Below are 11919 nucleotides of genomic sequence, written 5' to 3'. Positions count from 1 at the left end.
AAGTTGTTCATTGTAAATGTATTATAGCTAATTCAATTTACTGATTTTCAATCAAATGAACAACTTTTTACTTTTTTATTTCATAATGCACAACGGGTGTACTTATTTATTATTTATGAAACTATTGCTATTCGCAAATTGCATAAACTATGATATTAAGTTTATTAATATTATTTTTGTTAAAATTTTAATTCTTCGATGAATAATAAATTCTTATTAATTTAATAATTTTAAAATGAGAAATATGCGTACTGTTACGGTTGTTCGATATATCTTACCTCTAAGGGAAGGAGGTTCGCTTCCAGCATTGGCCGATGCAGATGATGATTTTAAGTACGTATTGAAATTTCGCGGTGCTGGACATGGTGTTAAAATGCTTATTTCTGAACTTTTGGGAGGTGAAATAGCTGAAGCACTTCAACTTCCCATTCCTGAAATTGTTTTTGTGAATTTGGATGCTGATTTTGGAAGAACAGAGGCAGATGAAGAGATACAGGATTTATTGAAATTTTCTGAAGGGCTCAATTTAGGACTTCATTATTTGTCTGGTGCAATTGCTTATGATCCGAGTGTAAAAATTGATCCTTTATTAGCATCTAAAATCGTATGGCTCGATGCTTTTATTACTAATATAGACCGAACTTTTAAGAATACAAATCTTTTAATGTGGCACAAAGAGCTTTGGGTTATAGATAATGGAGCTTCATTTTATTTTCATCATTCCTGGCAGAATTTTGATACTGCTGCTAAAACTCCTTTCAAATATATAAAAGACCACGTACTTCTTCCACAGGCATCAATGCTGGATGAAGCTGATTTGTTTGCTCATAATATATTAAATGATCAGGTTTTTAGAGATATCGTAAATATGATTCCTTTAGAATGGCTGCAATGGAATGACGCTGAAGAAAGTCCTGATGAAATTCGTGAAATCTATTTTAATTTCATGAAAACAAGATTACTAAACTCATCAATTTTTTTAAACGAAGCGAAAAATGCAAGATTATAAAATTTACGAGTATGCTGTAATACGTTTGGTTCCTAAGGTTGAGAGAGAAGAATTTTTCAATGTAGGACTTATTTTATTTTCAAAAAAAGAAAAATTTATCAGATTTAAATTTCATTTATGTGAAAATAAATTCAAGTTCATGCATAGTAAATTGGATTACATAGATGTAATAGAAAATCTTGTTAGTTTTGAGAAAATTTCCAAGGGTGACAAAGAAGGCGGACCCATCGCATTATTAGACATTCCCGAACGCTTTAGATGGTTAACAGCAGTACGCAGTTCTGTTATTCAAACTTCTAGACCGCATCCGGGAAAATCTAAAGACCTCGAACAAACTTTTTCAAAACTTTTTCAGGAATTGGTATTATAACTTTATTAGGCTATATACTCTTTATGTTTTTGTTTGTGAGTCCATTAAAATGGTAACGGGGCCATCATTTACTAAAGAAACTTTCATGTCTGCTCCAAATATTCCACTTTCAATTTTTAGATCGGATTTTTTGAGTTCATCTTTAAAAAAATCAAAAAGAGGGATTGCTTTTTCTGGTTTTGCAGCTTTTATAAAAGAAGGACGGTTACCTTTTTTATAATCTGCAATTAAAGTGAATTGGCTTATACACAAAATTTCTCCCTTAATATCTGTAACCGATAAATTCAGTTTCCCACTTTCATCACCAAATATTCTCAGATTTAAAATTTTTTGTACCAACCATTCTGCATCCGTTTCTTGGTCATTTTCTTCCACTCCAACAAGCAGCATTAGACCATGTTTTATTTCTCCTACAATATTCCCATCTACTTTTACACTGGCTTCAGAAACTCTTTGTATAACGACTCTCATTTAATTATATAAGTTTAAATTTTTGGTTGATGCATCATAATTGTAAAAATAAGTTTTGGGAGGAAGAGAAGATCCAGAAGTAGGATTTCCGGTTAAGAGAATCCAAGTGGCATTGTCTTTAGGACATACGATACTGATATTATCTTTTACTTCTAAAGTCGTGTTATTATCGGGACAAATATGTGGTGCATTTCGGTCGTATACCTTAAAAGTTGCAGGATTATCTCCGGTTCTCACTACAATAAGACCTCTTGTTCCGGACTGTTGTTCGTTTACATAAATCCAGCCATTAATATAATTGAGATTATTATACGCGGCAAGATTTAGATTTAAACTAACATTAATCGGGGTTTTAGGAAAGCAGCTTACTGTATCCTCCCTATTACTGCATGAGTTTATATTTAAAAAGCTGACTGTCAGTAATATGAAAAAGGATACTGCTGAAAAAGTTTTTTTCATTTGAATATAAAATTTTATATATTTGTAAAACAATAACGATTAACAAGCAAAAACATTGTCCGACAAATGTCGGATAATTTTTTTATACTAAAACAAAATTTTAAAATTATGGCAAGCTACGTAACAAAGGAAGGATTGGATAAAATGAAAGCTGAACTGGAGCAGTTGGAAACTATCGAAAGACCTAAGATTACTCAGCAGATTGCGGAGGCGAGAGATAAAGGAGATTTATCTGAAAATGCTGAGTATGATGCCGCTAAAGAAGCTCAGGGAATGCTGGAAATGAGAATATCAAAATTGAAAGATGTGATCTCTACTTCTAAAATTATAGATGAAAGCCAGCTGGATACTTCTAAAGTTTCTATTCTTACCACTGTGAAACTCATGAACAACGATACAAAAAAAGAACAGGTGTTCAAATTGGTTCCTGATAATGAAAGCGACTTAAAAAGTGGTAAAATTTCAGTAAATACTCCTATAGCAAAAGGATTATTGGGTAAAGCAATTGGAGAAACTGCAGAAATTGTACTTCCTAACGGAAATAAATTGTCTTTTGAAATTTTAGACATAACTTTGTAACTTTAATTTCAAAAAAAATGAGTTCAGTTTTTACTAAAATCATCAATGGAGAAATACCTGCTTATAAAATAGCAGAAAATGAAAACTTTATCGCATTTTTGGATGCAATGCCTTTGGTAAAAGGTCATACTTTGGTAATTCCTAAAAAAGAAGTCGATCTTATTTTTGATCTTGAATCTGAAGAGTACAAAAACCTTTGGTCTTTTGCTCAGGAAATTGCGAAAAAAGTAAAAAATGCCATTCCATGTGTAAGAGTTGGAGTTGCAGTTGTCGGTTTAGAAGTTCCTCATGCACACATACATCTTATTCCGCTAAATACAGTAGAAGATATGAATTTCAAAAATGAGCGATTAAAACTGTCTCCTGAAGAATATTCTGAAATACAACAGTTAATTATAAATTCCTAACATTAAAATAAAAGTCGTAAAAAAGAAATTTTTTACGATTTTCTTTACTAATATATTTAATTAAGATGAATCCAAACCAATGCTCTTTCTGCGGAAAAAAAAGAAGTGAAGTACAGATGCTGATCTCCGGACAGAATGGTTTTATTTGTGAAAACTGCATAGAACAAGCTCATGCAATTGTAAGAGATAATTCTTCAAACGGAGGATTTTCTCCTGCAGAAAGTATTGATGAGCTAAAAAAGCCAAAGGAAATAAAAGAGTTTCTTGATCTGTATGTAATAGGACAAGATCAGGCAAAAAAACAGCTTTCGATTGCTGTTTACAATCATTATAAAAGGTTGCTGCATGCAAAAAGTGAAAACAGAGAGGTAGAACTGGAAAAATCCAATATCATCATGATTGGTGAAACCGGAACCGGGAAAACCCTTTTGGCTAAAACTATTGCAAGAGAACTGAATGTCCCTTTTTGTATCGTAGATGCTACCATTCTTACAGAAGCAGGATATGTAGGAGAAGATGTGGAAAGTATTTTGTCCCGACTTTTAATGGTTGCAGATTATGATGTAGAAAAGGCTGAAAAAGGAATTGTTTTTATTGATGAGATTGATAAAATTGCAAGAAAATCAGACAACCCCAGTATTACAAGAGATGTTTCCGGTGAAGGAGTACAACAGGGATTACTGAAGCTTTTAGAAGGGAGTATTGTAAATGTTCCGCCACAAGGAGGAAGAAAACACCCAGATCAGAAGTATATTCAGGTAAATACCCAAAATATATTGTTTATTGCGGGAGGTGCTTTCGATGGGATAAAAGAAATTATTGAAAGAAGACTGAATAAACAGGCAATTGGTTTCAGTTCAGAAAAAATCAATAAAGTTGATGAAGATGAATATGTTCTGAAGAATCTTAATGCTATAGATTTAAGATCTTTTGGGCTAATTCCTGAGTTATTAGGTAGATTTCCAATTATTACATATCTGGAAAAACTCACCAAAGAAACCATGATAAGAATTATGAAAGAGCCTAAAAATTCTATTGTAAATCAATTTGTAGAGTTATTCAAAATGGATGGAACTAAGTTGGTTTTTACAGATGATGCCATAGAAACAATTGTGGAAGAAACAATGGAAAAAGGTTTAGGAGCAAGAGGATTGAGAGGAACTACCGAAAAGGTTTTGGAAGATTATATGTTTACAGTAGGTGAACAGCATGAGATTGTACTGAAGAGAGATAATATTCTGATTAATAAATAAATTTAACTCTATTTTTAGAAAAAAATATTATCTTTGCAGGGAAAATTGTATAACACAAAAACTATGATACAATGAAAAAAAGTTTATTAACTATTGCTGTATTAGCTCTTAGTTTACCTCTTTCAGCTCAACAAGTCCTATTACACGTTGATAATTCTGCTAAAATGTATGTAAGTAAAGGAACGCTTGTATATAATGGTGGTGGATTGCAAATTAAAAATACAGGTAATATAGAAAATCATGGTAATATCATGGTGGTTGGTGTTCCAATTAATGATAGTAACTATCCAAGTGTATTTAGAGTTTTAGATAATTCTAATAATGAGGTTTCCAATGGTTCTGGAGGCTGGTTTATTAATAAATTAAATGAGCCAACTGCATATCATTCGGTTAATCCAACATGGACAGACGCAACAACTACCACTCCTCCTACTCCTGTTTATACTTATGGTCAACTTACTATTGATGGTATACCTCAGGATAAAGTGACTGGTGTTGTAGATATTGAGTTTAGACAAGATTCTCATGGTGCTTATCAGCAGATGGGTTTTCCATTTTACGGTAAAGCAGTATCATCTTTAAGTCAAGTTAATACTTTAACTCCACAGGCTATTGCTTTAGGGAAAGTTTTTAATAATACTAGATATTCTGGTAATGAAATTCTTTATTGGAATAACAGAAATGTGGTGTCTAGTAATTTGCCCAATGGATTAAGTACAAGCTTAGGCATAGATTTAGATCCATTCGCTTATTTTATTGTTGGTGGAACAGGTTTGGATGTATCTAATCAGACTAGAACATTGGTAGGTAGACCAGTTACGACATTGCCAGTATCTGGTATTCCAACTTTATCAACAAATCTTACACAGGCTGGTCTTACTGCTTATTTCGGTTCAGGCGGAAATGGGCTTAATCAATATGGAGAAAAGTATAATAGTTATCTTCAAGATAGTTTCAGTACCTCTGCGGGCACTTGGGTTGGTAATTTTGGAAGAAATATCTATCAATTTGGTAATCCTTACATGACTAATTTAGATTTGTCTCAAATTGCTATAAATGAAGCTAATGGTGATGGAAACTACCTTACTAATATTTATGGAGTAAGACTGGAGGTGCAAGGGGTTCAGTATTCTTCAACTACTGGTGGTGGATCTTCTTCATTCAAATACATAACATTTGATAATGGAACTAAACAACCTGTTGGTGATATTCCTTATGCTATGGTAAGACCAATGGGAACATTTGTTATAAAACTTAATAGTAATCTAGCAACTTCTGAACCTTTAAATTTTGCATCATTAAGAAGATTTAACTATCACATGAGAAGATCTTCTACAGATTATAGCTTGACTGCAGCAAAAAATATAAATTCAACTGTAAAACAACTAGGCGTTATAGGATTGGATGCAAACGGAAATGAATTAGAAAGAACATATTATGTTGTTTCGCCAACAACTATTTCGGGGCATACATCAAATCCAACAGTACAAGTTGCTGCTTCAGGTGGATACTCTTTCGGAACATTTGAAGAAGATGCTGTTAATGGGGGATATGATAACAATAATGTTTCTTACTGGTTATATGTAAATGAAGCGAATGAAAATAATTTCAAAGGGAAAAATATTAAGCTTGTTAACTATAATCCCAATATTGTTTCTTTTAAGTTTGAAATAAGAGAAAATGCGGCTGAATTACCTACTGGTACACATTTGCTGTCATCGAATGAAGGTTTTTATTATAAAAAAGATGGGACAACCGCAATTAATCCTGCTACACAAGGTTTAATAATTCCTACGCAAGCAGGAAATTCTAATGGTGTTGAATATGATTTATATTATGGTTTGCCAACTGGGTCTTTAGTCACCGCTGAAGAAGAAACTAAAAAAGTAAGAACTTTAGTAGTGTATAATCCGGACACAGACGGATATTTTGTTAGATTCGATCCAACTTGGAAAAATGCAGACATACAGGTATTTGATATGAGTGGGAAACTAGTTTTATCTCAAAAAAAGGTAGATACTCGTAGAGATTATAACTTAGAATTATCTAGAGATATAAAGATTTCTTATGTAGTTACAATTGTTTCAGAAAAAGGAGATAAAGTTACATCGAAAATCGTAAAATAAACACACTAGTTATGAAAAAAATTAATAAAATACTTCTTCTATTGTTCCTCAATTGTTATTTGTTAAGTTATGCAGGGCCTCCTTGTCCTACTTGTCCACCGCCGAGTGGTGGAGCTGGCGGTACTACTCCAGGAGCTAAAGCAGCCTCTCCTATCGATATGTATGTATATTTTTTAGGGATTGTTGCATTTTTAATTATTGCTTTTGTTGCTAAAAAATACAAAACTCAAAAAATATAAAATTATATTAAAATATTTTTAAAGTCTCCGATTAGTCGGAGACTTTTTTTATTTTTACATTATGAAAAGAATATTTCTATTATCAGGTTTATTGGTTGTTGCCACTATTAATGCACAGTTTTCTGTAAGTATTGAAGCTCCACAAAATTTCATCGAAAAAGAAGCCGTTTTATATACTTTAAACGGATCTAAAGATATTATAGTTACAAAAGAAAAATCTAAAAATAATTCTTGGCTGTTTAAATATCCTAAGAATTATATTGGGATGATGAAAGTGTATTTTCCGGACACCAATAATACCGTAACATTTATCTCTGAGAATAAAGATGTAAATATTAAAATTGAAACTAAGGATAACAAAATTCAAAATATTTTATACAAAGATGATGCGAATGCTTTAATGAATAGCATTCAGGAAAACTCTCAGAAAAAAGAGCTTATTCTTCCGGCATTGGTTCAGATTAAAGAATATTATAAAGATAATACAGATTTTGGAAAAGCTTTGATATCTGAAATGGGTAAACTGTCTGGTGAAAGTGCAGATTTAGATCAGGCAAAACATCCGTTTATTTATTATTATAACACTAACTATAATAAATTTTTATCTAATAATTCTTCTAAAAAAAATAGTCAGGAAGAAATCATCAATTTTATTGATAAATCAAATGACCTTTTAGAAACATCTTCATTATTAAGACCGATTCTTGTGTCTTATCTTAATGTAGGAGGTAATAGTAATATTAATTCTTCAGTAGATCAGCTAATCAATAAATTAAATATCGAAACGCCAAGAGGGCAGACCGTTTTATCGGAGCTTATAGATATTTTTGATGCTTATGATATGGCAGAGCTTAAAAATAAATATTTAAGTCAGGCTAAAAACTTAAAATGTACAATTAATGACCGCTTGGCTTCTACCATAAAGTCGAATACAGATACAGATCTTGGGGCTGTTTTTCCCAATTATACGTTTCATTCGCCTGTAAATACTAAAGCGAAAACTATTGCTGATGTAAAAGCAGATAAGAAAGTAATCGTTTTTTGGTCTTCAACATGTTCCCATTGCGAAAATGAATTGCCACAACTTTTAAATAAATATAAAGAATTGCAGGCTAAAAATATTCAGGTTATTGGTTTGTCTCTAGATTCGGATAAAAATTCTTATACTTCTAAGATTGCAGCATTTCCATGGATTAACGATTCCGAATTAAGAGGCTGGAATAGTTCTTTTGCAGATAAATATAATATTCATGCAACGCCTACTTATTTTATTTTGGATGCTAACAATAAGATTATCAGTAAGCCAGATCATGTAGGGGACGTTTTGGAATATTTTAAACTAAAATAATTTTGGAGAATTGTAAATATTTTCTATATTTGCACCACCAAAACGGCGAGGTAGCTCAGTTGGTTAGAGCGCAGGATTCATAACCCTGAGGTCACGGGTTCAATTCCCGTCTTCGCTACAAAAAATCCGTAAGATGTTTGTCGAACATTTTTACGGATTTTTTTTTGATTTAATATCAGATATTCAATTCTACTAAAGCGGGGCAGTGATCAGAATGAACGGCTTCTTTTAAAATTACAGCTCTTGAAAGTTGATCTTTCAGAGGGTACGAGGCAAAATTGTAATCCAACCGCCAACCTTTGTTGTTGGCTCTGGAATTCTGACGGTAACTCCACCAAGTATAATTTTCTGGTTCGCTGTTGAAATAACGGAAACTGTCGATAAGTTCGCATTCTTCAATAAACTGAGTCATCCATTCTCTTTCCATGGGTAGAAAACCTGAGGTGTTTTTTAAGCCCATCGGATTATGAATATCAATTGCCTGATGACAGATGTTAAAATCTCCTGAAATAATAAGATTCGGAATGGTTTTCTTTAAATCTTTGATGTAATTTAAAAAATCGTAGCAGAACTGCATTTTGAAATCCAGCCTTTCTATATTCGAAGCAGAGGGTACATAGACAGAAATAACAGAAAAATTATCAAAATCGGCTCTTATTATTCTGCCTTCATTATCATAACTTTCAATTCCGCAGCCATATTCTACATGATTGGGTTTCAATTTAGATGCTATTCCCACTCCGCTGTATCCTTTTCTTTGTGCAGAATGCCAAAAGCTGTGATAGCCTAATTTTTCGAGACTTTCAATATCAATTTGGTCATTTCCAGCCTTGCTTTCCTGAATGCAGATCACATCAGGATCAGCAGTTTTCAGCCAACCTAAAAAGTCTTTGGTAAAGGCGGCTCTAATTCCGTTAACGTTGTATGTTATTAATCTCATATTGATTTTTTATCTTAAAATAATTTCTATGCAAGTTCAATCGTAGATTGTTTGATCTACTTTTAGTAATTCTTTAATTCAAATGTGCACACAAAAATAATTAAAATATTTGCGCTGTATTAATATTGCTTATTTTACTGTAAATTTGATTCTGGAATACTGTATAAATATCTTTTATCTTGAGATAAGGAAACTTTTTAATTCCGAACAAAAAAATTGAAGGTTATACATTTGATATTACCCAACTATACCAAAAATCGTAAAATTAAAATATTGAAATGTTGATGCTTTTAAAAAAATCAAAATTGATTATTGTTGCATTCTTATTATGTTTTGTGAAAGGTTATTCTCAAACACCCATTGAGAAATGTAAACTACCACAATCACATTATGAAAGTATTTACTCTGTAACAGTTGATGATGTAAAATGTCTGGCTAAAAATTCTGAACAACCCAATACACTTTTGGGAGTTGGTGCAAACCTTGTATTTATCATATCCCAACGTTTTTTTTAATTGAGAAGTTTTATAAAGCCGATATTTATGTATTGTTAGTTGATCCGGAAGCTAATAATTCTATAGAGAAATCTAAAGATATGGTTTTGGAAGCGTATCCTCATGCTAAAATTCTTGTTATAAAAGATATTCAAGGTAAAGGGAAGTCAAAAAAACACAATGAATTTCTTACTAAGATTACTCCCGCACAATTTGAGAATATCGAAGATATGTCGAAATATATTGTGTTGAATCAAAAAGGGGAAGTGCAGTTAGTAACAAGCTACAAAAACTCTGAAAATGATCCGGACTGGAAAAATGATCAACCCATGGTTAAAAGAATTGTTCTGCCTTTGCTAGCGAAAAAAGAAACTGAAACAAAAGAATAAAGTTAACATAAAATTCAAAAAACTAACTCCACAGATTACTGTGGAGTTTTTTCATTTTAAAAGTAATTTTTAAGTCGCTGAAATGATAAAAGCAAGTCGCCAATATCTAGAAGCAATCTGCTATTTCGGCTCCAGAACACTAATCGGAATAATACATTCTTCAAGAGAAATTCCTCCGTGCTGATAAGTTTCTTTATAATAATTTACAAAATGATTGTAATTTTTAGGATAAGCTAAAAATATATTGTTTTTGGCGAAAATATATTTAGAACTAAGATTTCCTTTTGGTAAGAATATTTTTTCCGGATTGGTAACTGCCCAAACATCATTTTCTTCATACGTTAAGCTTTTTCCGGTTTTGTAGCGGATGTTGGTAGAGGTTTCTCTGTCTCCCACAACGCGGCTTGGTTTTTTTACATAAACCGTTCCGTGATCGGTAGTAATTACCAGTTTAAATCCGCTTTCCGCAGCAAGTTTAATAATTTTAAGCAAAGAAGAGTTTTCAAACCAATTCATTGTTAAAGATCGGAAAGTTTTATCATCTCGTATTAACTGATCTACAATATGATTGTCTGTTTTTGCGTGGGAAAGTATATCGATAAAATTATAAACGATTACCAAAAGATCATTGTTTTTATGCTGATTAAAATCGTCATAAATCTTTTTTTCAAAATCTGCATTCAATACTTTTAGGTATTTCATAGATTTCGAATTAAGACCTATTCTTTTCATTTGATCTTCAAGAAAATCTCTTTCAAACTCATTTTTATTGCCTTCTTCATTGTCGTTGAACCATTTGTCGGGAAAACGTTTTTCAATTTCTGAAGGTAAAAGACCTGCAAAGAAAGAATTTCTTGCATATTGAGTCGCTGTAGGCAAAATGCTGTAATAATAATCTTCCGAAACTTTATTGTAATACTTCGTGAAAAGCGGTTCTATTACTTTCCATTGGTCGTAGCGGAGATTGTCGATCATCAGTAAAAGAACTTTGTCTTTTTCTACTTCGGGTTTTACTTTGTCTTTGAAGAGCGTGTGGCTCATCATAGGTTTTTCTGAGCTTGTTAACCAATCTTCATAATTGTTTTCAATAAATTTTGCAAACTGAATGTTGGCTTCTTCTTTTTGGGATTGAAGTAAATCTGCAAATTCATTATCGGTTACTTTATCGAATTTCAGTTCCCAGTTGATGATTTTTTTATAGTAATCTGCCCATTCCTGATAGGTTCTCAAATAAGAAAGCTCCATAGAAAGATTTCGGAATTCCTGCTGATATTGCAAAATGGTTTTCTGCTCAACCAGGTTATCTTCCTGAAGATTTTTCTTTAAAGATAGGAGGATTTGGTTTGGGTTTACAGGTTTCAGGATATAATCGGCAATCTGAGAACCGATGGCTTCTTCCATAATATGCTCTTCTTCACTTTTCGTTACCATTACGATTTTAAGCGAGCTGTCGCGTTGCTTAATCATAGGAATGGCCTCTAAACCGGAAATTCCGGGCATATTTTCATCAATAAGTGTTAATGCGAATTTTTCAGATTCAATGAGTTCTAAAGCTTCGTTTACATTATTAACCGGAGTTACATGATATCCTTTTTTCTCCAAAAAAACGATGTGCGGCTTTAGTAAATCGATTTCATCATCAATCCATAATATTTTATCTGACATATAAGTTTTATTTCTCTGTTGGTTACAGCATCAAAATTACGACCAATTAATTTTAAATTCTCACAAATTGATGTTGTTAAAAGTTAAATCTTAGTTAAAACTATTTTTATCGTTAACTATAATATAATTTTTGTATTCAGAAATCGTAAATAATATAATTTTAACGATAG

14 protein-coding genes and 1 tRNA gene are annotated in these 11919 nt (G+C 32.1%); 11 read left to right on the top strand and 4 right to left on the bottom strand.

What is annotated here, in order from left to right; translation table 11 throughout:
• The first annotated feature begins 235 nt into the window (after positions 1-235).
• Both IV513_RS09895 and IV513_RS09890 read left to right on the top strand, forming a co-directional pair.
• On the top strand, positions 236-1009 hold the full coding sequence (locus IV513_RS09895; RefSeq protein ID WP_209390413.1) for a HipA family kinase: 774 nt from the start codon (positions 236-238) through the stop codon (positions 1007-1009).
• Positions 996-1379, top strand: a complete 384-nt coding sequence (locus IV513_RS09890) for a DUF3037 domain-containing protein (RefSeq protein ID WP_209390412.1) — start codon at positions 996-998, stop codon at positions 1377-1379. Before IV513_RS09895 ends, IV513_RS09890 begins: the two co-directional genes overlap by 14 nt.
• A 21-nt stretch (positions 1380-1400) precedes the next feature.
• On the opposite strand, the gene dtd is transcribed toward IV513_RS09890, so the two are convergent.
• Together dtd and IV513_RS09880 are read right to left on the bottom strand one after the other, a co-directional pair.
• Positions 1401-1850, bottom strand: a complete 450-nt coding sequence (gene dtd / locus IV513_RS09885; protein ID WP_209390411.1) for a D-aminoacyl-tRNA deacylase — start codon at positions 1848-1850, stop codon at positions 1401-1403.
• Positions 1851-2309: a hypothetical protein gene (locus IV513_RS09880; protein ID WP_209390410.1), complete on the bottom strand. Its 459-nt coding sequence runs from the start codon at positions 2307-2309 to the stop codon at positions 1851-1853. It abuts the gene before it with no gap.
• Between the two features lie 108 nt (positions 2310-2417).
• On the opposite strand from IV513_RS09880, the gene greA reads away from it, so the two are divergent.
• From greA to IV513_RS09845, 7 genes are all read left to right on the top strand, one after another.
• Positions 2418-2888: a transcription elongation factor GreA gene (greA, locus tag IV513_RS09875; RefSeq protein ID WP_209390409.1), complete on the top strand. Its 471-nt coding sequence runs from the start codon at positions 2418-2420 to the stop codon at positions 2886-2888.
• 17 nt (positions 2889-2905) lie between these two features.
• Complete coding sequence (locus tag IV513_RS09870) at positions 2906-3295, top strand: HIT family protein (protein ID WP_209390408.1); 390 nt, start codon at positions 2906-2908, stop codon at positions 3293-3295.
• Positions 3296-3360: 65 nt separating this feature from the next.
• Positions 3361-4548 (top strand): ATP-dependent Clp protease ATP-binding subunit ClpX, encoded by a 1188-nt coding sequence (gene clpX / locus IV513_RS09865; protein WP_209390407.1) that lies wholly within the window; start codon positions 3361-3363, stop codon positions 4546-4548.
• 71 nt (positions 4549-4619) lie between these two features.
• Positions 4620-6674 carry a T9SS type A sorting domain-containing protein gene (locus IV513_RS09860; RefSeq protein ID WP_209390406.1) on the top strand — a complete coding sequence of 685 codons (2055 nt, stop codon included), beginning with the start codon at positions 4620-4622 and terminating at the stop codon, positions 6672-6674.
• A gap of 11 nt (positions 6675-6685) precedes the next feature.
• On the top strand, positions 6686-6913 hold the full coding sequence (locus IV513_RS09855; protein ID WP_209390405.1) for a signal peptidase: 228 nt from the start codon (positions 6686-6688) through the stop codon (positions 6911-6913).
• Between the two features lie 61 nt (positions 6914-6974).
• A complete protein-coding gene (locus IV513_RS09850) occupies positions 6975-8261 on the top strand; it encodes a TlpA disulfide reductase family protein (RefSeq protein WP_209390404.1) in 1287 nt (428 codons plus the stop codon).
• Between the two features lie 44 nt (positions 8262-8305).
• Positions 8306-8379, top strand: a tRNA-Met gene (locus IV513_RS09845).
• 57 nt (positions 8380-8436) lie between these two features.
• Here IV513_RS09845 and IV513_RS09840 read toward each other — a convergent pair.
• Positions 8437-9201 carry an exodeoxyribonuclease III gene (locus IV513_RS09840; protein WP_209390403.1) on the bottom strand — a complete coding sequence of 255 codons (765 nt, stop codon included), beginning with the start codon at positions 9199-9201 and terminating at the stop codon, positions 8437-8439.
• A 305-nt stretch (positions 9202-9506) separates the two neighbouring features.
• Here IV513_RS09840 and IV513_RS09835 point away from each other — a divergent pair, with 305 nt between their 5' ends.
• Positions 9507-9716 carry a hypothetical protein gene (locus tag IV513_RS09835; RefSeq protein WP_209390402.1) on the top strand — a complete coding sequence of 70 codons (210 nt, stop codon included), beginning with the start codon at positions 9507-9509 and terminating at the stop codon, positions 9714-9716.
• Positions 9717-9748: 32 nt separating this feature from the next.
• Complete coding sequence (locus tag IV513_RS09830; RefSeq protein ID WP_209390401.1) at positions 9749-10084, top strand: hypothetical protein; 336 nt, start codon at positions 9749-9751, stop codon at positions 10082-10084.
• Positions 10085-10204: 120 nt separating this feature from the next.
• Here the strand turns inward: IV513_RS09830 and IV513_RS09825 are convergent, their stop codons facing one another.
• Positions 10205-11749 (bottom strand): bifunctional response regulator/alkaline phosphatase family protein, encoded by a 1545-nt coding sequence (locus tag IV513_RS09825; RefSeq protein WP_209390400.1) that lies wholly within the window; start codon positions 11747-11749, stop codon positions 10205-10207.
• Between the last annotated feature and the right edge of the window lie 170 nt (positions 11750-11919).

Source organism: Chryseobacterium sp. RR2-3-20 (assembly GCF_017808115.1).
GTDB lineage: Bacteria > Bacteroidota > Bacteroidia > Flavobacteriales > Weeksellaceae > Chryseobacterium > Chryseobacterium oryzae.
The sequence above is the reverse complement of the archived record's forward strand: the minus strand, read 5'-3'. Positions and strand labels throughout refer to the sequence as shown.